Here is a 21,157-nt window from a genome sequence, read left to right on the forward strand (position 1 = left end):
GCCTAAGCGCTCTTTTCTTTTACATTGCCTTTTGGGTGATGGCCGAATCTGTCATTCAAGTAGAGAAGTCCACTGACGAAAAGTGCCACAACGGAAACCGTAAAGAGGGCATACATACTTAATACCCAAGCGAATGTGGCTGTCAGAAAGGCAATGAAGGAAAACATTCTGCTGAATGACATCACATGACCTAATTTTTTACTTTTCATAACGCCTCCCAGAGCTTAGTGGGTAGTATCAGAGTGTTCTCACTCCGCATTTGTATTGTCTCTTTTTTGCTCAGAAGATACCCAAAAAACGGGCTAAATATTTCTCAAAAAAGATTAAATATTGACCTAGTAGACAGTTTTGAATAGAGATGTGTTGTGAGTTTCATTGCATAAAAAACGCGTCGGCAATTTTGATTGTGGTGAGCATCAGAATTGATTCCTAACTTTAAGTAGAGTGAATGTATCGCAACTGATAACGCAGGAAATTCTTATGCTAAAGACTCAACTCAAACGTATCGCTGTGCTGACTGGCTTACTGGTTTCATCTTCTGTTCTGGCAAATACCAGCAACTACAACACAGATATTCCAACAAGCATCATGACGCCGAATACGGTAGAAACAAGCATCGGTACTTTGAATTTCAAGGATGGTGTGCCAAGTCAACAGACCATGGATACGCTTTATAACAATCTCGATACTATGCGAGCGACAGAAGTATTCATGAATGCCATCCCTCTGGCGTCGTTAGAAGCGCTACGTATGGGACATGAAAAGATGGGATTGACGAAATCCAATCAGGTGATGCTATTTGATAACTTGATGGATTCAAATCCTTTATTCCTAACCGGTAACACGGATACGGTTTACGCATCGGCGTTTCTTGATCTAGAGCGTGATGGTCCAACGGTTGTGGAAATCCCGCCGGGCATGGGGCCAACTACAGTCAATGATGCCTTCTTCCGTTTTGTGACCGATATGGGCGTAGTAGGGCCAGATAAAGGTCAGGGCGGCAAATACCTTATCTTGCCACCAAACTACGATGGCCCAGTGCCTGAGGGCTACCATGTTTCTCAATCGACAAGTTATGTGAACTGGTTTATCGCACGAGGCTTCTTGAAAGACGGTAAAACGGATGCAGCGGTCAACTCGTACCACACTGGTTTGAAGATTTATCCTTTGTCTAAGAAGGATGATCAACCGAAGATGGCCTTCACTTCAGGTAGTGGTAAAGCCTTCAATACTATTCACGCCAATGACGAACATTTCTATGACGAAATCAAAGTGGTTATCGACAAAGAGCCTATTGATTTTATTGACCCAGAAATGCGTGGTTTGATTGCGACTATCGGCATTCAGAAGGGCAAACCATTTGCACCGGATGCTCGCATGCAAAAGATCCTTGAAGATGGTGCTGCTATTGGTAATGCAACGGCTCGTGCGCTGATGTTTAACCCACGTACAGAAAACGCGTACATTTGGGACGATCGTAACTGGAAAACTGCTTTTATCGGCAAAGATTATCAGTGGCTGATTGATGAAGGTAAAGGTGGACGTAATCTGGATGCGCGTACTTATTTCTTCTACATGGCAACGGTAAACACGCCAGCGATGGCGCTTAAGATGATTGGCAAAGGCTCTCAGTACGCCATTGTTGATAAAACGGCAGAGGGTAAGTTCTTTGATGGCGGTAAGAATTACAAGCTGACGATTCCTGCGAATGTACCAGCGAAGAACTTCTGGTCTGTGGTGGCTTACGATACGCAAACACGTTCAGAGCTACAAACTAGTCAACCGTTCCCAAGTAAGAACGACAAACGTGATGAGATGATTGCTAACTCAGATGGCTCGATTGATTTGTACTTTGGCCCGAAAGCTCCAAAAGGCAAAGAAGCAAACTGGATTCAAACCGTACCTAACAAAGGTTGGTTCACCATCTTGCGAGTATATGGTCCACTAGAACCTTGGTACGACGGTACTTGGAAGCCAAGTGATATCACGGAGGTTAAATAAGATAAGAGCTTAAGTCCTAGAAGCTGAAGAAGTAAGCCGACCTGTTTATTGGTCGGCTTTTTTGTATTCGTTGACGATGTGGCAATTGAATTTAGTGGCTTAGCTAAGTGCTTGTTTAATAAATGCTTCTACTTGAGCAATGATCGGATGTTGGTAGAAGGCACGATGGTACTGAATGCCAACGTCAAACATCATGGGTTTTCCTTCCAACGTCAAAGGCAATCGACGAATGCCTGCGGGTAGCTCTTTGTCATCGATATACATGCCAACAAATACATACGGGCTGACTTTCACACAATCTAGCGCAGCACTCATGGAGGAGACGGTCAGTTTTTGTTCTAGATTCACGCCAGTCAACTTACGCATTCGCTCGTAATAGGCGCTCACATCGAGCGAACCCATTGAGACGCGCACAGTATCTAGGTTCTCCATATCGCTCAGCTCAATTTCTTGTTGTTGACTGAGTGGGTGTTGATCATTGACGTAAGCGAAAATCGGCACTGAGCTGACTTTGCGTTCGACCATCCTTTCATTGAGTTCATTTGGAAACCCACCAATCCCAATTGCGACAGCGCCGCGCTTTGGGTTCTCTATGCTTTCTATCGACCAATCAATAAAGGAAATCTTAGGCTTTTGTTCATCTGTGGTAAGGGCGGTAACCAAAGGGATCGTTAACATGCCAGAAAGAGGATTGATAATACTGAATAGGTATTCGTTAGCATGCTGATTCGCATTGTAGCTTTGTGCCAGCTGCGGTATCTGCTCAAGTTGCTCTAGAGGTTCCCCGATAGCCTCACACAATTGTTGACATAGCAGCGTAGGGGTATAAACGCCTTTCTCTGCATTGAACAGTTCGTTATCAAATCGCAGGCGGCATTCGGCGAGCTGCCTAGTAAAGGTGGCTTTGCTGATGTCTAGCGTATGACACACTTTCGCCTGCGACTTTTGCTGGCTCAGTAGATAAAGAAAGCGATACAAATTTAAATCGATGGTATTTTTCACGAAGTAAGCGCCTCAAAACGTTAAGCTTTAAGTATCAACGTCTCTCATCCTCTGTTCCAATAAAATCGAAAACAAATTTTCCTTTTGTGACATGGGGTTAGGTCGTAAGGGTATGGTGTATCAAATCTGATTAAGAAACAAAGATTGCATAAAAGGTGAAAAAGAGTGCTAGGTAAGCCTTTGAACTCATCCTATAATTAGCTTGCATATGGAGGATGTTTAGTAGACAAACATCCTCTATTTTTTGAAACCTACAACAAGGAACCGGCATAAGTCGTTTTTGCTGGTGTTGTTTACATTTACCAAGAAGGTGATTTAACACTATTAATTGAGGTTCTTACGATGACTCTTAACAAGTACTTTGTTTTCATTCCGGCAGATATGGATCAGGAAACGCACAAGGAACAGAAAGTGAATTCTGAAACGGAAACTCAACGTCAGGCATTAGTAAAACAGGCGCAGCAAGAAGGCGGACTGTAAGGCTAGGTTTCAAAATAAGAAGAGCACCCAAAGAGGTGCTCTTTGTTTATCTCTCACACTTCATCATTTCAGCATACCAAGACTCTTGAGTTTGCGATAAATGGTATTGCGGCTCAGACCCAACATGCGCGAGGTTTTACTGATGTTGCCTTGGTTTGCTTGGTAGGTTTTTACCAACTTATCTTCCACAGTCGTACGCATGTCTCTGGTTTTTGACGTATCCACTTGTTTGATAACGTTTGTTTGGCTTAGCTTTTTGGCAAGATGGTTAGGTACGTGGCTAAGCTCGAGTTGCGCTTCTCCTTGCGCCATCAAGGCTGACACTTTGATTAAGCTGTCGAGCTCACGCAGATTCCCCGGCCAACCATAGCCCAACATTAATGATAGTAGGTGAGGGCAAATGCTTTGTTCAGACTCGGCGTGACGACGATGAATGTTCTCAATCAGCGCTTGTTTGTCGCTACGCTCTTGGAAACGAGGCAATTCGACGATGAGTCCGTTTAGGCGGTAATAAAGATCCTGACGAAACTCACCTTGCTCAACCAATCGCTCTAAGTCTTTGTGTGTTGCGGCGATGATTTGTGTATCCACTTGGATGGTTTGGTTTGAGCCGACAGGCAACACGGTTTTGTCTTGGAGAACATGCAGCAGTCGGCTTTGCGCTTCTAATGGTAAGTCTGCGATTTCATCTAAGAACAAGATGCCTTTGTGCGCTTGACGGATCTTACCTTGGTAGCCTTTGTTGTTTGCTCCGGTGAAGGCACCTGCGACATAACCAAACAGTTCGGATTCGACCAAGTCTTTCGGTAGCGCACCGCAGTTCACGGAAACCAAGGGGCCGTTTTTTCTCTGGCTGTTTTTATGCAGAGCTTTAACGAACTCATTTTTACCTACGCCCGTCTCGCCAAGGATCAACAAGCTAATGTCTTTATCGATAACGCGATTGGCTTGCTGCCAACAGTGCTCGACGGTGGTGTCGCCGTAATGCAGGTCATTCGAGGCAGAAATAGCACGAGATGATGTTTTTCGCTCCGATAGTGGCTGAGTTTTGAAGACTAAAGATTGGTTACTGGCAGAATCGTCAAGTATGGAGGCGAGTTGTTGTCCAACAACATTGGTTTGAGCCAGCAGTTGTGAGGCTACTTGGTTATGAGCCAGAATTTGACCTTCTTCATTGGCGATGATGATGCCTTGCCAACCGCTATTCAGTAAACCTTGCTCACAAGCTAAATCAACTCGAATGTGCCCTTGAGGGATTTGGTTGAGTAGTTGGTTTTCTACCTGTTGAACCATGTTTTGGACTAAGACTTGTGTTGAAAAGTCATGCTTCTTTTGCTCACTGGTAATGTCCAGTACACCAATCAAATTACCCAAATGATCAAAGATCGGGCTCGCTGAGCAACTGATAAAGCGATGATGTTGTATAAAGTGTTGGTCACCAATCACGGAAACGGGTTTTGCTTCCACTAGCGCAGTGCCAATGGCGTTGGTGCCTTTGAGTTTTTCCTGCCAACACGCGCCAGAACTAAGCGCAATTTCTGTCAGCTTTTCACGGAACTTAGGTTGCCCCCAGCTCCCAATGATCACGCCTTCGGCATCGGTCAGTATTAATCGACTGTCGCTGTGGGAGAACAATTGATTAAACAAAGGCAAGGCAAATTGCTTAACGGCATCGATTAAGAAGTGGAGCTGGTGGCGTCGGTCCTCAAGTAACGCTGAGGTGACACGAATATCGTCTGGTCGACGTCGCTGTTTTAAACCCGCTTGTTCACTTCTGTCCCATGAAGTGGAAAGCCAATTGCTGTTGGTAATGTGTTGAAGTTCCATGACTGTACCATTTTGTCACAGTGAGGGTGTGCCATTCTGGAACACTTGAACACTGGTGTTCACACCATACATCCGCTCAAACGTCACTCACTTAGTTTGTTATCGCTTGGTAATCATAGTTTTACATTTAATTAACAACAAGGTACTCATTGTTGGCATGTGACTTGAGTGATGTTCTTGCAACAATGCTGAGTTGAACACTCGGTTGTTTAAAACAAAAAAATGAACGAGAACAAAAGGAAGAGTTATGATCTATGCACAGCCAGGTAGTGAAAATGCCATCGTTAATTTCAAATCGCATTACGACAACTACATCGGTGGCGAATGGGTAAAACCAACGGGTGGTGAATACTTCGACAATACATCGCCAATCAATGGCCAAGCGTATTGTAAGGTCGCTCGTTCTGGGGAAGCAGACATCAACCTTGCACTGGATGCAGCGCATAGCGTAAGAGCACAGTGGGCGAAAACCAGCGTGACTGAGCGTGCGAATATACTGCTAAAAATCGCAGACCGCATTGAGCAAAACCTCGAAGAGCTTGCAGTTGCAGAAACATGGGAAAACGGCAAACCCGTTCGTGAAACGTTAGCGGCAGACTTACCTTTAGTTGTGGACCATTTCCGTTACTTTGCAGGTTGTATCCGTGCTCAAGAAGGCAGTGCGGCTGAGTTAGATGAACATACCGCAAGTTATCACTTTCCTGAGCCGATTGGTGTTGTGGGGCAGATCATTCCTTGGAACTTTCCAATGTTGATGGCGGCTTGGAAGTTGGCTCCTGCGTTGGCCGCGGGCTGTTGTGTGGTACTTAAGCCTGCTGAGCAAACGCCGACTTCAATTCTGGTTCTGATGGAAAAGATTGGTGACCTTCTGCCGGCTGGCGTGGTGAACGTAGTCAATGGCTTTGGCTCAGAAGCTGGGCAAGCACTGGCGACGAGTAACCGAATTGCTAAGTTAGCGTTTACGGGGTCAACTGAAGTGGGCAACCACATCCTAAAATGTGCGGCGGAGAGTCTAATTCCGTCGACGGTTGAGCTCGGTGGTAAGTCTCCGAACATCTATTTCCCAGATGTGTTTGATCACGAAGATGAGTATTTAGATAAGTGTATTGAAGGTACTTTGCTTGCTTTCTTTAACCAAGGCGAGGTGTGTACTTGCCCATCACGTGTGCTGGTACATGAATCTGTGTTCGATAAGTTCATTGCTAAAGTTGCAGAGCGTGCAAAAACCATTAAGCAAGGCAATCCACTGGATACTGATACTCAGGTTGGCGCTCAAGCCTCGCAAGAGCAGTTCGATAAGATCCTGAGTTATCTAGAGATCGGCCGCCAAGAAGGAGCTAAAGTCGTATTTGGTGGAGATGTAGCGAAACAAGAGAACGACTTGGAACAGGGCTACTATATTCAACCGACTTTGCTACAGGGTCACAATAAGATGCGAGTTTTCCAAGAAGAGATCTTTGGTCCGGTAATCGCAGTGACTACTTTTAAAGATGAAGCAGAAGCGCTGGCGATTGCCAATGACACTGAATACGGTCTGGGCGCAGGCGTGTGGACACGTGATCAAAACCTTGCTTACCGCATGGGACGTAACATAGAAGCGGGACGCATTTGGATAAACTGTTACCACGCTTACCCTGCGCATGCTGCGTTTGGCGGCTACAAGAAATCCGGCATTGGTCGAGAGACGCATAAGATGATGCTCGATCACTATCAGAACACGAAAAACCTGTTAATTAGCTACGACGTCAATCCGCTAGGATTCTTCTAAATACATCGCCTTCAGGCAAAAGAAAAAGCAGTAAAACAAAGCCCCGAGTGTTCGGGGCTTTTCTTAGGGTCTGTTGTTCTTTTGTGGTTAAATTTTGTTCGAGATAAAATTGTTTTAGGCGAGGCAAGGAGTGTGTAGCCTAGTCATTCTAAGCAAATACTCCTTAACAAAGCATGAAACGATTTTAGCCGAACCCTTTGGGCAGCGTATGTTGGTTATTCCTACTTCACTATCGACTTCTCATGTAGGCTAACTACACATCAAAATCTCTGCCTTGTGTAACCGCCCGACAATTCGCTGCAAAAATCAGCTCGAAAGGTCAGCAGACCCTAGTTAACAAGCAACGGCGTTTTGGGTACCTTCGTGGTCTCGATGATGTGCACGGATCGCTAAAAACTCGTCTAGGTGTTCGATCAGCATGTCGACGCAATCTGGGTCGAACATCAATAACCTATGCTCTTTAATAAAGTTTGCCGTATCAGACAGTGACCAAGCAGCTTTATACGCGCGCTTACTTAGCAAGGCATCGAATACATCGGCCAGTGTTACGATCCTCGCTTCTAAGGGAATGTCGTCACCACATAATGCATCGGGTAAACCTGTACCGTTGTAATATTCATGATGATGGCGAATGATGTTCTTAATAAATTGCACTTCATCCTGTGCAATCATTGATGTGTCAGACAGCGCGACAACGTCTTCAATGATCCGCTCTCCAAAAATGGTGTGCTGATTCATAACTTCGCGTTCAGCTGCTGTAAAGCGCTTATCACTGAAGAGTACATCGTCAGGGATTTTGTATTTTCCTATATCATGAAAGGGGGCATATAGCCTGATACGATGGATAAACTCAGGGGTAATAGACCTATTTTTATCTGCTAGTAACCGTGCAAGTCGCTCACTGTATTTTCCCATTCGTATTAAATGCTCTGCTGTTTCAGGGTCTCTTTCGTGCCCCATCTTCAAAGCAATCGCTAAAGCTGATTGAAAGTGCTTTTGTTTTTCATCTAGCTGAATGAATATTCCCGATATGATTTGGCTCAGGTAGGCGAAGTCTCGCTGCGTATGCTCATCCGAGAAAAACTTGGTTTTTGTTGCATTGCAGAAAAGGAAACCAATGATAGAACCACGATTATATATAGGTGATGCATAACTGCTTTTGTGGCCGAGTTTGATCAGTTTCTTTATGCGTTCGGTGTTGTCGAAGTTCTCTAGGTCATCAACGATTCTAACTTGGCAGTTATAGGCGACCTCCGTCAATGAAGAGTTTATACGAAGCTCTTGGTCCTCAAAATCAAGACCAAATGGTTGAGCTATAGTGTCATTTACATAGTAGTTAGAAGCCTTGTTTCCTTTGATTAATACCACAGAAAAGCGGCTGAACTCTGGGTAACTTGTTTGAGTGAGCTTAAATAGCTCATCCAGTATTGCTGTGGTCTTCTTTTCTTTGGTCGCTGTTTTACTTAATAGGGGATAATCGAGCATGTTTGCCAACCTTTGTTGCACATTTTTGCTTTTTATAATGGAATCGATTTCTCATAATTTAGACTTAAAATGTAGCACCCGAATTACATTCAATTAACCCGTCTTACTTTGAAATTAGATTCCCATCATAAAAGTAAGGTTATGTATGTAACGATATAGTAAAAAAGCTTGAAGTAACCACATATAACGAGAATGTTAGACATTACTTAACTATCTGTATTTTTAAATTATTCATGAATTTCTAGGATGTGATCTTGTGCGTTAACAACTTGTTAATAGTTGCTATACTTACTTCACTACAACAACGGAGAAGGACATTCAATGTTTAAGTTAAAACAGCTCGCAGTGGCGGCATCGCTAGTTGCAATGAGCGCAAGCTTTTCAGTTTCTGCTAAAGATACGTTTGTGACCATTGGTACGGGCGGTGTAACTGGCGTGTATTACCCTACGGGTGGTGCAATCTGTCGTTTGGTGAATAAATCACGTGCTGACCATGGCATTCGTTGTTCAGTGGAAAGTACTGGTGGTTCGATCTACAACATTAATACCATTCGTGCGGGTGAACTGGATTTAGGTATCGCTCAGTCAGACTGGCAGTACCACGCTTACAACGGTTCGAGCAAGTTTGAAGACAAAGGCCCATTCAAAGAGCTTCGTGCAGTGTTCTCTGTACACCCAGAACCGTTTACGGTTGTTGCTCGTAAAGATGCCAACATTCAATCGTTCGATGATCTAAAGGGCAAACGAGTTAACATAGGTAACCCTGGCTCTGGTCAACGCGGTACGATGGAAGTACTGATGAAAGAGTACGGTTGGACGAATGACGATTTCAAATTGGTGTCTGAGCTAAAAGCATCAGAACAGTCTAAAGCGCTGTGCGATAACAAGATTGACGCGATGATCTACACTGTAGGCCACCCAAGTGGTGCTATCAAAGAGGCGACCACCTCTTGTGACAGCAACATCGTAACTGTGGCTGGTCCGCAAGTCGATAAGCTAGTTTCTGACAACAGCTTCTACCGTATCGCAAACGTACCGGGTGGTATGTACCGCGGTTCAGACAGCGATGTACAAACCTTTGGTGTGGGTGCGACGTTTGTTTCTTCTACGGCAGTGCCAGATGAAGTGGTTTACAACGTAGTGAAAGCGGTATTCGAAAACTTTGACGATTTCCGCCGTCTACACCCAGCATTCGCGAACTTGAAAAAAGAAGAAATGGTGAAAGATGGTCTGTCCGCGCCGCTTCACCCTGGTGCTGAGAAGTACTACAAAGAAGTTGGTTTGATTAAGTAATCTGTCGCTACGCCAATAAAAAACGCCATCGTATTTCACGATGGCGTTTTTGTTTGTCGTTCGTCAGTGTTATTGCACTTTAAACCGCGAAACTACATCACCCAGACCAGTAGAGGTTGCTTTCAGTTCGTCGCTGACTGATGTTGTTTGCGAGGCGTTCTCGTTGAGCTTACGAATGATCTCTTGAATCGCGCTCATGTTACGGCTGACTTCTTGAGTCACCTGACGCTGCTCTTGAGCAGATGTCGCCATCAAAGTGTTCAAGTCGTTAATCTCTACCACAGAATCTGTCACTACGTTTAAAGAGTCCATTACCTGATTGGTGCGATCTGCGGTTTGTTGACAACTTGAACGCGTTGAGTCCATTTCATTGACCACATTATCAGTCGTCGACTTCAATTTCGCTAACATCTCATTGATTTGAGAGGTGCTTTGCTGTGTACGAGCGGCGAGGGCACGCACTTCGTCAGCGACGACTGCAAAACCACGTCCTTGCTCACCGGCACGGGCGGCTTCAATTGCAGCGTTTAATGCTAGTAGGTTTGTCTGTTCTGCGATCTCTCCAATCACTTGTAACACAGAGCTGATCTGCTTGGTGTCTTCGCTCATTGTTCCAATGGTGTCAGACATAGAGGCTACCTGAGTGACCATGTCACTTACGCTTTGAACCGCGTTTCCAACAGTACGCTTCGATTCCTCTGCATAGCGATTGGTACGGTCAGTAAGCTTAGCTGCATCATCAGCACTGCTCGCAATAGACTCTGCCGTGGCGCTCATTTCTTCAATGGCAGTGATGGCTTGTTCTGATTCAATAGTGTGCTGATTTAGAGTGCTACTATTGTTATCCGACTGTTTGGCAAGCTCACCAACCGCGTGGTCGATATGCGCAGATGAATGAGACACTTCAACAAACATCTTCTGCAGTTGGGCAATGAACAGGTCTATTGATTGGGATATATGGCCGATCTCATCCTTGCTGTTGATATTGAGTCTTTGAGTTAGGTCGCCGTTGCCATCAGACAGGTCACTGACTAATTTCTTCAATTGCTCAAGCGGCTTAAAAGCAAAGTGGAGCAAAACAATACTACCCAAAATGATTGCAATGCCAGCGATTGATAGCGCTAATGTAATCATCCAATTCAGCTTGTCCGTGTTAGCTTGAATGTTACTTTGGTCAATATATCCTATCAGCTGCCACTGGCCATTGCCGAATGAGATGTTACGCTCTACAGGCGTTAATTCACTGCCTTGCTTATTACTGTAAATAACAGTTCCATCACCGATAAGTTCAGCAAAGCTTCCCTCAGCCGCAAGTCCAACAATGACCTTACTTAAGGAAGCCAGGTCGTAAGTGAAAAAATCAACGGAGTCGTCAAATCTTTTGATTGAGAAAGTGATGTATGGGACAGTGTCTTTGACAGTGATAGGGCTAATACTTAGTTGCTCAGTTTGGGTCTCTGCAGCGTCGATAAAATATTGAGCATCTTCTTCACTCATGTTGCCCGTATCATCGAACGCGTAACCGTTGACGATTTTCACAACCTGAGCAAAACCAGAGGTCTCTTTTGCGTCTGCAATGTCCATCATACTGAAGTTGAGATTGGTGGCTTGCGCAACTTTACTATTAAGTTCAGCTTCGAGTTTGTCGCGGGTGATGTCAATGATATGGGTGATGTTCTTGCTGTCTGATTGATGAATGTAGTTGCTTATAAAGTGGTTGACGCTGAAGTAAGAGATAAGAGTGGTTGTGGTGATGATCGCGATGATCAGCAACACCAGTTTATTCTTAAACGAAAGGTGAGCCATATTACCTATACATCCTTGTTGAGTGACCATAAAAAAGACTGCAATCCGGCAGTCAAACAAAATTACGTTTTTTGTTGAATTGGCTCAATAATAAGACACCTGTATGGTAAATGTAAATAAGTTCATATATTTATGTTATCGCTTGAGGCTCGATTTTTAAGTGTAAACATCGATAAAAAAGTAGATAGTGATGGCGATAGAAGAAAGGGCAACGAAGCCTTTTACATGACTAGGATTCAACCGGCGAGATACACGCGCTGCCAAGTAGCCGCCAACCAATGTGCCAACCATTACAACGCTGCCTTTGGTCCAATCGATTGAACCGTTAGCAACAAAGATCACGATGGCAATCAGAGAAACACAGGTCGAAACCAGTAGCTTAAGCCCGTTCATTAAGTTGATGTCTTGGTGCCCTGCAACCACTAAATAACTTAATACGATCACGCCTAGTCCGGCATTGAAGAAGCCGCCATAAGCAGAGACACCAATCAAAAGAAGACTTAATGCAATCACACCCAGAATGCCGGCGTGTTTGGTCTCTTTGGTCAGAAATTTAATCAACGCGGTCATGCGTGAGCCAGTTAAAAAGAGCACGGTTGCGAATAAAAGTAGCCATGGAATAGCTTCAAGAAAAACAGATTCCGGCGTATTCAGCAGAAGGTAAGCACCGACTGCACCACCGATCAAACTGAAAGAGATAGTGAAAGCGAGTTCTTGCTTGTTCTTCATGATTTCTTCGCGAAAACCGATTGCACCACTGATGTAACCTGCGCAAGATGCATAAGTATTCGTCGCGTTCGCCATGATGGGAGGCACGCCAACCGCCATTAATGCAGGGAAGGTAATGAAGCTACCACCACCGGCGACGGAGTTCATGATCCCACCAACGACGCCCGCAGCAAACAAGAGAGCAAATTCCAGCAGCATAAAAAGTCCTTTTTTGTTCTTATAGTTTTTGTTTCTGAACGATTAACACTACGCAACTCACCCAAAGAAATAAAGTAGCGATTAGTCCAAGAAAAAAGCCACCGCAGAGGGTGGCTTGGTTTCAAAGGTCTATCTTGAGGGAGAGATAGAATGCTTATTGCTCAACTTTCACTGGTTGCGCTTTAAGCTTTTGAAAGAGTTTTACAAAAAGTGGACTGCCAAGTACCAGTACCGCAAGCACTGTGAATGTCAGTGTGATTGGGCGTTCCCATAAGAAGCTCAGTTCACCGTCGGAAATCATCAATGCACGGCGCAGGTTTTCTTCCATTAATCCACCAAGGATAAAGCCAAGCAACAGCGGTGCGAGAGGGAAGTTTGCTAACCTTAGTGCGATGGCTGCCATTGCCACAAGTAACATCACAAACACGTCCATGGTGTTGAAAGAAACCAGATACACACCCGTAATGGAGAAGAACAGAATCATCGGCAACAACACGGTTCTTGGTACTGCCAACAGCTTTGAGATGTATGGGATCAGCGGTAGGTTAAGAATCACCAACACAATGTTGCCGAAGTACATGGAGATAATTACCGACCAGAACACATCTGGATGTTCAACAAACAGACGAGGACCTGGTTGAATACCGTAAGCGATTAATGCTCCTAGCATGATTGCGGTTGTACCAGAGCCCGGAATACCAAGAGTCAAAAGAGGAACGAAAGAACCACTTGATGCCGCGTTGTTCGCTGACTCCGGAGCGACCAAACCTCGAATGCTGCCTTTACCAAACTGCTCTTTTTTATCCTTTGGAGCAAGGTTACGTTCCATGCCGTAACTTAAGAAGGCGGCGATGGTTGCACCTGCGCCCGGAAGAACACCAGTAAAGAATCCAAGGATTGAAGAGCGAATAGAAACAGGCGCTACTTCTTTGATTTCTTCCTTGGTGACTTTCATCGAGCCAATGTTGCTCAGCTTATCTTGTTCCTCATCACGCGTATCTTCAGAAGGCTTCAAAATACCCATCAAAGTTTCACCAAGTGCAAAGGTCGCCATCGCCAACAATAGGAAGCTAAAGCCATCCATCAAATCCGTTAGACCAAAGGTGAAGCGTTCGACACCGACGCCTTTATCAATGCCGACTGTAGACAACATCAAGCCTAGAATGGTCATCATCCATGCTTTTATTACTTGTCCTTTGCCAGCGAACGCAGCCACTGCGGATAAGCCAAGAAGCATTAGCGCAAAGTAGTCAGAAGATTGGAAGCTTAACGAGACGTTAGCCAATGCAGGTGCCGCCACAAGCAGCATTATTGCTGAAAGCGTGCCACCAGTGAAAGAAGAGTAAGCCGCCAGTGCAAGTGCTTTACCTGCTTGTCCTTTCTGCGCCATTGGGTAGCCATCAAACGCGGTAACTACGGTTGAAGAACAACCCGGTGCGTTGATAAGAATAGATGAAGTTGAACCACCAAATACCGCACCATAGTAAACACCTGCCATCAGAATCAGACCCGAAGATGGATCCAAACCATAGGTGATAGGAATCATCAGAGCGATGGCAGAAATAGGACCAAGCCCCGGTAGCATGCCGATAAACGTACCAACAAAACAGCCAACAATCACCATCATGATGTTCATTGGCATCACGGCGGTGGATAAACCTTGTAGAATTCCATCTAACATAATTCAGTCCTTTCTTTTGACTACCAGATGGTGAAAATCAGACCAGGCTCAAGGTAGATATCCAGACCTTGAGTGAGCAACAAGTAAAACGCGATAACGAACGGGAATGAGGCTCCAAACAACACCGATTTACGTCGTTCGCCAAGAAGGTAAAAGCCCGCAAGCAGGAAGAATCCTGTCGCTAATACAAAGCCGATGTAAGTCAAACCCAGACCATAAAGCGCCATCAAAACTAAAAAGGCGATAAGCAATTTCCAGTTGAATGACATCACAGCGCCGCTTTGTTTATCGGGCTGACCAGTGACCAATAGCATTAGCGCTAAACCAATCCCGACGTAGGTCAGAATGGTCGGTAAAGTGCGAGCCGTGAAGGGTTCGTATTCATCCCCGGGAAAGAGAGGGATTTGCGTAGTTTGGTAGCCATAGCATAGGCAAAACAACAAAAAGATCATCGCGCCAACACGATCGCGGCACAGCAAGTTCTCTTTGGTAAAAATATTGGTTGAATGAGACATATCCAACTCCTAGAACAACAGGAAAAGACCGTATATGGGCGTTAATGAAGAAGGACCAAGTCATTAACAATTAAGCGCATCGCTGCTAGTCGAATTACTTAGTGTTTACCAATCAATAAACAAAGGAGTTTTTACTTGTCGAATATCGACAATGCCCATATACGGTGAAATTAGAGTGCAAATACAACGGGGCTAGGGATAGCTAACCCCACAAACTCGGATGGGAGTTATTACTTTTTAAGGAAACCTAATTCGCGCATTAGATCGCCCATTTGCTGCTCTTGCTCTTCTAGGAACGCGAAGAACTCTTTATCCGCTTTGTAGTTGTCAATCCAACCATTGCGGTCACGAACAACTTGCCATTCGTCCGTTTTGTACATTTTGGTCAGAGCCGCGTTCCATTCGTCGAGCTTGGCTTGGCTTGTGCCAGGAGCGGCAAAGAAGCCACGCCAGTTCGCGAACACAGTCTCATTGCCATATTCTTTCAGGGTAGGGATGTTTGGTGCAGCGTCTAGACGTTTTGGTGCCGTAATCGCCAGTACTTTTACCTGACCAGATTTCGACATCTCTAATACTTCGCCAAGACCGGTTGAAAGCAATTGTGTTTCGCCAGACAGAAGCGCTGCCATTGCTTTGCCGCCAGCGTCATACGCGATGTAGCGAACTTTACGCGCGTCAAAACCTTCGCCTTTAAATGCAGCTGCGACGACAAGGTGATCCATCGAGCCACGAGCAGAACCGCCGGCGATTTTTACTTTACGTGGGTTAGATTCGAAATCTTTGACCACATCTTCCCATGTGTTGTACTTCGAATCCGCGGAGGTCACGATAGCGCCGTAATCAGCAATCGTTGCGGCTACTGGTGTGAGATCTCGGAAAGATTGCGGGAAGATACCCGTCAGTGAACGAACAACGATTGGGGTTGAGTTCACCATCAACGTATCAGGTTGGCGCTCAGCGGTTTCGATGAGGTGTGCAATGGCTTTACCACCACCGCCACCAGAGAGGTTTTGGAAAGAGACATTTTCAACGATGTCGGATTTAACCAGTACATCACCTGTACCACGAGCCGTCATATCCCAACCGCCACCAGCACCACCTGGGATTAGGAAATGGATTTTTTCAACATCAGCAGCAAAAGCGTGGAAAGAAAATGAGGCTGCAATGATGGATGCGGCGAGCGTTGGTTTGAGTACCTTTAACATGTTTCACGTTCCTTATGTTGGTGACTCTCTTGTTTTGAAGAGTCTTATTATTTGTTCTCCTAGCGAGGTAGGGTGACTCGCTAGTGATGAGCTAAAGGTTAATAAGGTGTTAACGTGATGTCTCTAATGCGTAGATAAAGAGAATATTGAGCATAAACGACGTTTTGTTCATAAAGTTCATGAAAAAGGGATCCAAGGCTGGATTTAGTAAAAGACTAGATTGGTCACATCAATTGGGCGCCTTAAAACGCCATAATAATGGAGGTTTAATAGGGAGTGACAGCGATGAAAGGAACCTGTTTATGTGGCGCTATTGAAGTGACCGCACCTCAACACAATGAAGTGAGCTTTTGTCATTGCGACATGTGTCGAAAGTGGTCAAGTGGACCTTTGCATGCGGTTCATTGTGGACCGGGCGTAAGATTTAGCGGTGCTGAGCCTAAACGTTATCAATCATCCCAATGGGCAGTACGAGGTTTTTGTGGTGAATGCGGCACGAATATCTATTACCACTTATTGGCAACGGATGAATATATTCTTTCTGCGGGATTATTTAATGAGCCAGATTTCAAATTAAGCTTAGAGATCTTCACTGATGAGAAGCCCGCGTACTATGATCTGCAGCCACACAGCAAGAAAATGACAGCTCAAGAAGTTTTTGACCAATACGCGCCTGAAGAGTAGATAATAATGAAGTTTCTCTGGTTAAAGGTTTTACTGACAGTAGCGGTATTTGCAGGTTTATTTTTGATTGTCTATCAGCAAGTACAAAGTGGTGTGAGCTAAAGATTGAGAAAGCCGAGTTTATCTCGGTTTTTTTTCACCTAAAAACAATAACCTCTCACAATAGGCGTTACGGTTGTTATTAAGTTGTGTAATATGTTGCACATAAGGTTTGTGCAAAGACATGATAGGTGACGCAGGGAGGCGCTCTTAGATGAAGCAACAGCGCGCAGGGGTAGTTTTGATTAACCGAAACTTCCAATTATTGCTCATTGAGAGGAACAAGGACGGAAGAAATTATCATGTTTTCCCGGGCGGTTCAGTAGAGAGTGATGAATCAATAGTTGAGGCAGCGAAGAGAGAAGCTCTGGAAGAGACAAGCATAGTACTCGATTTGTTGGAGCATGTGTTCGAGATTCGAAATCAAGCGCGAATCGAACATTACTTTCTATCGTATGTCGACAATCCAACAGTAAGACTTGGCTGCGGCCCTGAACAACAGCGAAGATCGGATACTAATCAATACAAGTTAAAATGGGTTGGCTATGAAGAAATAGCTCCTCTCAACCTTTATCCAATTGAAGCAAAGAAGCGTTGTTTAAGAAATAAGGAATGGTTTGGTGGTCGATAAAGTATGTCCATTGGTGTTGAGAAACCAAAATAGTGAGATTCTTCTTTTCAAGCATCCTCTTGCTGGTATCCAGTTGGTGAAAGGTACCGTCGAATCATTTGATGGTGATTTGTTAAGTGCCGCTAAAAGGGAACTAACAGAAGAGTCAGGCATTGTTCAAGTAAAACGAACAAGCTATTTAGGCTGTTGGGAAAGTGAGTTCCAAGAGCAAGTGTGGCATTTTGTTTTATGTGAGTGCGGGGCTCTTCCAGAACAATGGGTTTTTCATACAAAAGATGATGGTGGGCATCATTTCGCTTTCTTTTGGCATGATATTACGCAAGATATCACTTCACACGCGCATCCTGTTTTTCAACGTGCTTTAGAGCAGGCCCGTGAGTTTATCCGCCTCGGTAAGATTGATTTACCAGTATCTGAAGAGGGAAAAAACTAGGCGGAGTGCCGTTCTTTGTATTCGATACCGTTTTTTCGGCTATTGCCGACACCTTGGTCTTACCGTACACAATCACCATGCAAGCTGAAAAAGGCTCAATAGACGTTAATTAAGTAGTTATGCGACCTTTCTGATGAACGACTATTCTTTGGGTATTGGTGTTCAACCGCGAGAATGTGTGACTTTGGGACTGAAATAGGCGTTTTTAAAGTATGATCGCTCTCAAAAATGAACATCAAATTATTGATATCTCACATAGTCTAGTATGATTCGCCATCAAAACGATGATAAGGAAGCCAACAATGAAGGAAAAGTTTGCAGTATTCATCCTTTGTTCGTATCTGCTTGTAGGCAGCGTTATACATATTTATGACAACGTAACTGGTGGTTTCTTGCCATATACCGAAGTGCCGCAATGGCTTAATAGCTACTGGACGAGTTTAGGGATATTAAACTTACTCTCAATCTATTTGCTTATTAAACACCGCCGCACTGGGGTATTGATGTTGATTCTGACGATGGGCAGTGATGTCGTCTTTACCTCATATGCGCACTACAACTTTGGGCTTTTTAGCGATGAAGTTCCTTTGCAACTTCAATCAATGATCTTTGGTTTTGCTTTAGCCGCATCGTTATGGTTATGGAGTGCAAACAGGGTTAGAAACTCTCGTCAGATATTCCGCTAATTTTATTTTTAAATTGTTTTCTAACAGGGATGAGTTATGAACAACGTTAAGGATCTTGCGAGCTTTGGACTTTTCGCAGCGATCTCTGGCTTTAGCTTTGGTGCAATCTTTTTTGGGATTGCGTTTGTTTACTCTGCTATCAACAAACAACAAGATGTGAGTATGTTAGCGCTTGCGTCAATTGTGTTAGGTGTTATTGGCTTGTTTGTTGGCGTAACCCAATCAAACAAGAAGCGCGATTTGATCAAAGCCTAATTCCAGCAGAGCATAAATGCTTCAACACGTTTCTAGTGGAGACCCTTCGGTCGAATCCCTTTCCAGAGATTGCTTTCATGAACTGAGAGCAATCTACTCCCCAAACAAAACCGCAAAACCAACTTCAGGCAAAGATGAATGGGTCACTTACGCCTATTATATTGAAACCAAGGTTGTTGCTTGTATCAAAGTCAAATTAACAAGCAGCGAACTACAATTATCGGGATTAGCCGTCGAAAGAGCATCTCGTAAACAGGGCATCGCTCGCCGCTTAATTCCGGCTTTGTGTGAGTTATATGATTCGGTGAATTGTTTGAGCGTCTGGTGTGTAGAAGAGACGGGTAATGTTGTTGTTTTTGAAGCACTCGGCTTTGAAGTGCTACAAAGTGAGGAGTCGATGCTATTCTCATTGACCAATGGTAACCCTGCAACGGAAGTTAAGCTGGTTTATTCAATCCGAAACACACTGGGATGAGTTGTAGTCGCATATTCGTGATACATATCATCTAGGTAGGTCAGTAACTCGTCCTCATCGAGAAAGGGCGGCACGACAAAATCTCTAACAGGGCGCTTTATCGATGTTTCCGAGTCGATATAAAGCGTCCAAATCCCATCTTTGCATTCAGCAAGCATGATTTTTCCAAACACATTCACTTTCATCGAACTGGTCATAGCGAAGACTTGTCCTTAAAACGAAATGGCTGTGTGAGCAGTTTATCCAATCTTTGCTCGTCTTTGTCGCGGATCTCTGGAACACCAATCACAACATCATCATGACCTAATTCCGGCTGAGAGCGGTATGTGCCAAACAAACGGTCCCAGATAGACAAGAAAAAACCAAAGTTAGAATGGGTTTCTCGCGCGATGACAGAGTGGTGCACGCGGTGCATGTCTGGCGTCACAACCAACTTACGTAACTTCGAGTCCCAAGGCAGTGGCAGCTTTGCATTGCTATGGTTAAACATCGCGCTAGCATTCAATACAATTTCAAACACTAAGATGGCGATAGGAGAGACGCCCAAAGCGAAAACAGCGGTGATTTTTACAATCATTGAGAGAATGATTTCTATCGGGTGGAATCGTGTTCCGGTTGTGACATCGATATCTAGATCAGCGTGATGCATGCGGTGAAGCTTCCACAGCGGTTTAACGCGATGAAAAACTAAATGCTGTAAATAGATGAAGAGATCGAGTAATACGACAGCAATCAGCACATTTAGCCAAGTTGGCAAGGCAAGAGCGTTGAGTAGGCCCCATTGGTTTTCATAAGCGATGATGGCTGCTTGGAAAGCGGCAATAGGCATGACAATAGCAATGATGACACTATTTAAAGCGACCAGCGTAAGGTTGTTAAACCAGCGAAATGATCGCTCGACCGTAAGCTTCTTTCTCGGCAGCTTGTTTTCCCATAGCGTACAGAGTAACAACACACCAATGAAGATGCTAAGCCTTAGCCAGGAAGGGTCGTTAAATGCAGTTTCAGTCACTCTAATTTCCTTGATTAATTCGCTTAACTCCTAAGACCTTACGACATCAATGTATCTTTCATCGAAAGGTAGGAAGGTGAATTGCGGTCTGTTTGCGAGCATTCCTTGAGACTAACAGACGATGCAAGTAGAATCGCGCTCTACTTTATAAAGACCCTAACAACTGGCACTTTCTATCCATGAGAATCCACGCTTTCCATCGTTTATACCAGCACCGTCAATCTATCTCAACGAAGCCATTTAATGCTCGTGGTTGTAAAGTGGTTCGTTGTCCATATTGTCAGGTTTCTGAGCAATTTTGTTTGTGCGACATTCAACCGAACATCGAATCTAATATCGCGTGTATGCTGATTGTGTCGGAAAACGAAGTGTTCAAACCAAGCAATACCGGGCGTTTAATTGCTGATACGATTCAAGAGACCTACGTGTATCAATGGAATCGCACAGAACCTTCTGAAGAGATGCTGGCGCTGCTAAAGAACGACGCTTATCAACCTGTGGTTGTCTTCCCAGCAGATTACGTCGATGAGCCTGAGCGTTTGTTAGACGGTTTGAATCCAGAGCGTTTGGCGACAGAAGAAGGTAGCATGGATAAAAAGTGGCTGCTGATTTTCATTGATGGCAGTTGGCGTGAAGCTCGCAAGATCTTCCGCCGTTCAGAGTTTCTTAGATCTTTGCCTGTGCTTTCTATTGAGCCGGAGTCACTGTCTGAATACATTATGCGTCGTTCAGATAACGAGCAGCATTTATCTACGGCTGAAGTGGCGACGTTAGTATTCAAACAAGCGGGAGAAGAACAAGCGTCAGAGTGCTTGAAATTGTGGTTTGAAGCATTCCGTGAAACTTACATGCTAACAAAAACTCGCGTGAAAACTGACTGGTCTCGACCGCATCTGAAACGTTTCAAAGAGTGGGCTAAAATCGAGAGCTAACTCTAAGGAATGAACTTTTG

Annotated in this window: 22 protein-coding genes; 12 read left to right on the top strand and 10 right to left on the bottom strand. The window is 44.5% G+C overall.

Annotated elements, in window-relative coordinates; all coding sequences use genetic code 11:
* Positions 1–2: 2 nt before the first annotated feature.
* Positions 3–209: a hypothetical protein gene (locus tag KIV41_RS15875; RefSeq protein WP_020197504.1), complete on the bottom strand. Its 207-nt coding sequence runs from the start codon at positions 207–209 to the stop codon at positions 3–5.
* 271 nt (positions 210–480) lie between these two features.
* Between KIV41_RS15875 and KIV41_RS15880 the strand changes: the two genes are divergently transcribed.
* Positions 481–2,001: a DUF1254 domain-containing protein gene (locus KIV41_RS15880; RefSeq protein WP_285336995.1), complete on the top strand. Its 1,521-nt coding sequence runs from the start codon at positions 481–483 to the stop codon at positions 1,999–2,001.
* Between the two features lie 99 nt (positions 2,002–2,100).
* Here the strand turns inward: KIV41_RS15880 and KIV41_RS15885 are convergent, their stop codons facing one another.
* The gene (locus tag KIV41_RS15885; RefSeq protein ID WP_285336996.1) at positions 2,101–3,003 is read right to left on the bottom strand and encodes a LysR family transcriptional regulator; all 903 of its coding nucleotides are present in this window, start codon (positions 3,001–3,003) and stop codon (positions 2,101–2,103) included.
* A gap of 342 nt (positions 3,004–3,345) precedes the next feature.
* Between KIV41_RS15885 and KIV41_RS15890 the strand changes: the two genes are divergently transcribed.
* On the top strand, positions 3,346–3,483 hold the full coding sequence (locus KIV41_RS15890; protein ID WP_009704374.1) for a hypothetical protein: 138 nt from the start codon (positions 3,346–3,348) through the stop codon (positions 3,481–3,483).
* Between the two features lie 63 nt (positions 3,484–3,546).
* On the opposite strand, the gene KIV41_RS15895 is transcribed toward KIV41_RS15890, so the two are convergent.
* A complete protein-coding gene (locus KIV41_RS15895; RefSeq protein ID WP_285336997.1) occupies positions 3,547–5,310 on the bottom strand; it encodes a sigma-54-dependent Fis family transcriptional regulator in 1,764 nt (587 codons plus the stop codon).
* Between the two features lie 247 nt (positions 5,311–5,557).
* Between KIV41_RS15895 and KIV41_RS15900 the strand changes: the two genes are divergently transcribed.
* Positions 5,558–7,078, top strand: a complete 1,521-nt coding sequence (locus tag KIV41_RS15900) for an aldehyde dehydrogenase family protein (protein ID WP_138954054.1) — start codon at positions 5,558–5,560, stop codon at positions 7,076–7,078.
* A 333-nt stretch (positions 7,079–7,411) separates the two neighbouring features.
* Here the strand turns inward: KIV41_RS15900 and KIV41_RS15905 are convergent, their stop codons facing one another.
* Positions 7,412–8,563, bottom strand: a complete 1,152-nt coding sequence (locus KIV41_RS15905; RefSeq protein WP_285336998.1) for an HD-GYP domain-containing protein — start codon at positions 8,561–8,563, stop codon at positions 7,412–7,414.
* Between the two features lie 321 nt (positions 8,564–8,884).
* Between KIV41_RS15905 and KIV41_RS15910 the strand changes: the two genes are divergently transcribed.
* Entirely contained in the window at positions 8,885–9,856 is a 972-nt protein-coding gene (locus tag KIV41_RS15910) for a TAXI family TRAP transporter solute-binding subunit (protein ID WP_010448314.1), read from the top strand.
* A gap of 69 nt (positions 9,857–9,925) precedes the next feature.
* Here the strand turns inward: KIV41_RS15910 and KIV41_RS15915 are convergent, their stop codons facing one another.
* From KIV41_RS15915 to KIV41_RS15935, 5 genes are all read right to left on the bottom strand, one after another.
* Positions 9,926–11,662, bottom strand: coding sequence for a methyl-accepting chemotaxis protein (locus KIV41_RS15915; protein WP_285336999.1), 1,737 nt, complete (start codon positions 11,660–11,662; stop codon positions 9,926–9,928).
* A gap of 156 nt (positions 11,663–11,818) precedes the next feature.
* The gene (locus KIV41_RS15920; protein WP_285337000.1) at positions 11,819–12,589 is read right to left on the bottom strand and encodes a sulfite exporter TauE/SafE family protein; all 771 of its coding nucleotides are present in this window, start codon (positions 12,587–12,589) and stop codon (positions 11,819–11,821) included.
* A 154-nt stretch (positions 12,590–12,743) separates the two neighbouring features.
* Complete coding sequence (locus KIV41_RS15925; RefSeq protein WP_005451899.1) at positions 12,744–14,270, bottom strand: tripartite tricarboxylate transporter permease; 1,527 nt, start codon at positions 14,268–14,270, stop codon at positions 12,744–12,746.
* Between the two features lie 20 nt (positions 14,271–14,290).
* Positions 14,291–14,785: a tripartite tricarboxylate transporter TctB family protein gene (locus KIV41_RS15930; protein WP_005451900.1), complete on the bottom strand. Its 495-nt coding sequence runs from the start codon at positions 14,783–14,785 to the stop codon at positions 14,291–14,293.
* Positions 14,786–15,015: 230 nt separating this feature from the next.
* Entirely contained in the window at positions 15,016–15,990 is a 975-nt protein-coding gene (locus KIV41_RS15935) for a tripartite tricarboxylate transporter substrate binding protein (RefSeq protein ID WP_009696966.1), read from the bottom strand.
* 285 nt (positions 15,991–16,275) lie between these two features.
* Between KIV41_RS15935 and KIV41_RS15940 the strand changes: the two genes are divergently transcribed.
* From KIV41_RS15940 to KIV41_RS15970, 7 genes are all read left to right on the top strand, one after another.
* Complete coding sequence (locus tag KIV41_RS15940; protein ID WP_045389598.1) at positions 16,276–16,674, top strand: GFA family protein; 399 nt, start codon at positions 16,276–16,278, stop codon at positions 16,672–16,674.
* A gap of 253 nt (positions 16,675–16,927) precedes the next feature.
* Positions 16,928–17,344 (top strand): NUDIX domain-containing protein, encoded by a 417-nt coding sequence (locus tag KIV41_RS15945; protein WP_045389601.1) that lies wholly within the window; start codon positions 16,928–16,930, stop codon positions 17,342–17,344.
* A complete protein-coding gene (locus KIV41_RS15950) occupies positions 17,334–17,777 on the top strand; it encodes an NUDIX domain-containing protein (protein WP_045389604.1) in 444 nt (147 codons plus the stop codon). Before KIV41_RS15945 ends, KIV41_RS15950 begins: the two co-directional genes overlap by 11 nt.
* Positions 17,778–17,782: 5 nt before the next feature.
* Entirely contained in the window at positions 17,783–17,890 is a 108-nt protein-coding gene (locus KIV41_RS15955) for a YceK/YidQ family lipoprotein (RefSeq protein WP_227741912.1), read from the top strand.
* 189 nt (positions 17,891–18,079) lie between these two features.
* Positions 18,080–18,463 (top strand): hypothetical protein, encoded by a 384-nt coding sequence (locus tag KIV41_RS15960; protein ID WP_010448293.1) that lies wholly within the window; start codon positions 18,080–18,082, stop codon positions 18,461–18,463.
* 36 nt (positions 18,464–18,499) lie between these two features.
* Positions 18,500–18,718 (top strand): hypothetical protein, encoded by a 219-nt coding sequence (locus tag KIV41_RS15965; protein WP_038884798.1) that lies wholly within the window; start codon positions 18,500–18,502, stop codon positions 18,716–18,718.
* 16 nt (positions 18,719–18,734) lie between these two features.
* The gene (locus KIV41_RS15970) at positions 18,735–19,193 is read left to right on the top strand and encodes a GNAT family N-acetyltransferase (RefSeq protein ID WP_285337001.1); all 459 of its coding nucleotides are present in this window, start codon (positions 18,735–18,737) and stop codon (positions 19,191–19,193) included.
* Positions 19,194–19,386: 193 nt separating this feature from the next.
* Here KIV41_RS15970 and KIV41_RS15975 read toward each other — a convergent pair whose 3' ends face one another.
* Positions 19,387–20,205 (bottom strand): sterol desaturase family protein, encoded by an 819-nt coding sequence (locus tag KIV41_RS15975; RefSeq protein WP_285337002.1) that lies wholly within the window; start codon positions 20,203–20,205, stop codon positions 19,387–19,389.
* A 179-nt stretch (positions 20,206–20,384) separates the two neighbouring features.
* On the opposite strand from KIV41_RS15975, the gene KIV41_RS15980 reads away from it, so the two are divergent.
* Positions 20,385–21,137, top strand: a complete 753-nt coding sequence (locus KIV41_RS15980; RefSeq protein ID WP_285337003.1) for a tRNA-uridine aminocarboxypropyltransferase — start codon at positions 20,385–20,387, stop codon at positions 21,135–21,137.
* Positions 21,138–21,157: the final 20 nt, after the last annotated feature.

The organism is Vibrio sp. D401a, assembly GCF_030248515.1.
GTDB lineage: Bacteria > Pseudomonadota > Gammaproteobacteria > Enterobacterales > Vibrionaceae > Vibrio > Vibrio rotiferianus.

Bases quoted from the DNA above. Each gene is read 5' to 3' on its own strand.
- KIV41_RS15965 (WP_038884798.1), top strand. From the start codon at position 18,500: ATGAACAACGTTAAGGATCTTGCGAGCTTTGGACTTTTCGCAGCGATC.
- KIV41_RS15900 (WP_138954054.1), top strand. From the start codon at position 5,558: ATGATCTATGCACAGCCAGGTAGTGAAAATGCCATCGTTAATTTCAAA.
- KIV41_RS15960 (WP_010448293.1), top strand. From the start codon at position 18,080: ATGAAGGAAAAGTTTGCAGTATTCATCCTTTGTTCGTATCTGCTTGTA.
- KIV41_RS15880 (WP_285336995.1), top strand. From the start codon at position 481: ATGCTAAAGACTCAACTCAAACGTATCGCTGTGCTGACTGGCTTACTG.
- KIV41_RS15925 (WP_005451899.1), bottom strand. From the start codon at position 14,270: ATGTTAGATGGAATTCTACAAGGTTTATCCACCGCCGTGATGCCAATG.
- KIV41_RS15890 (WP_009704374.1), top strand. From the start codon at position 3,346: ATGACTCTTAACAAGTACTTTGTTTTCATTCCGGCAGATATGGATCAG.
- KIV41_RS15935 (WP_009696966.1), bottom strand. From the start codon at position 15,990: ATGTTAAAGGTACTCAAACCAACGCTCGCCGCATCCATCATTGCAGCC.
- KIV41_RS15970 (WP_285337001.1), top strand. From the start codon at position 18,735: ATGCTTCAACACGTTTCTAGTGGAGACCCTTCGGTCGAATCCCTTTCC.
- KIV41_RS15945 (WP_045389601.1), top strand. From the start codon at position 16,928: ATGAAGCAACAGCGCGCAGGGGTAGTTTTGATTAACCGAAACTTCCAA.
- KIV41_RS15930 (WP_005451900.1), bottom strand. From the start codon at position 14,785: ATGTCTCATTCAACCAATATTTTTACCAAAGAGAACTTGCTGTGCCGC.
- KIV41_RS15980 (WP_285337003.1), top strand. From the start codon at position 20,385: ATGAGAATCCACGCTTTCCATCGTTTATACCAGCACCGTCAATCTATC.
- KIV41_RS15940 (WP_045389598.1), top strand. From the start codon at position 16,276: ATGAAAGGAACCTGTTTATGTGGCGCTATTGAAGTGACCGCACCTCAA.
- KIV41_RS15920 (WP_285337000.1), bottom strand. From the start codon at position 12,589: ATGCTGCTGGAATTTGCTCTCTTGTTTGCTGCGGGCGTCGTTGGTGGG.
- KIV41_RS15915 (WP_285336999.1), bottom strand. From the start codon at position 11,662: ATGGCTCACCTTTCGTTTAAGAATAAACTGGTGTTGCTGATCATCGCG.
- KIV41_RS15875 (WP_020197504.1), bottom strand. From the start codon at position 209: ATGAAAAGTAAAAAATTAGGTCATGTGATGTCATTCAGCAGAATGTTT.
- KIV41_RS15895 (WP_285336997.1), bottom strand. From the start codon at position 5,310: ATGGAACTTCAACACATTACCAACAGCAATTGGCTTTCCACTTCATGG.
- KIV41_RS15905 (WP_285336998.1), bottom strand. From the start codon at position 8,563: ATGCTCGATTATCCCCTATTAAGTAAAACAGCGACCAAAGAAAAGAAG.
- KIV41_RS15910 (WP_010448314.1), top strand. From the start codon at position 8,885: ATGTTTAAGTTAAAACAGCTCGCAGTGGCGGCATCGCTAGTTGCAATG.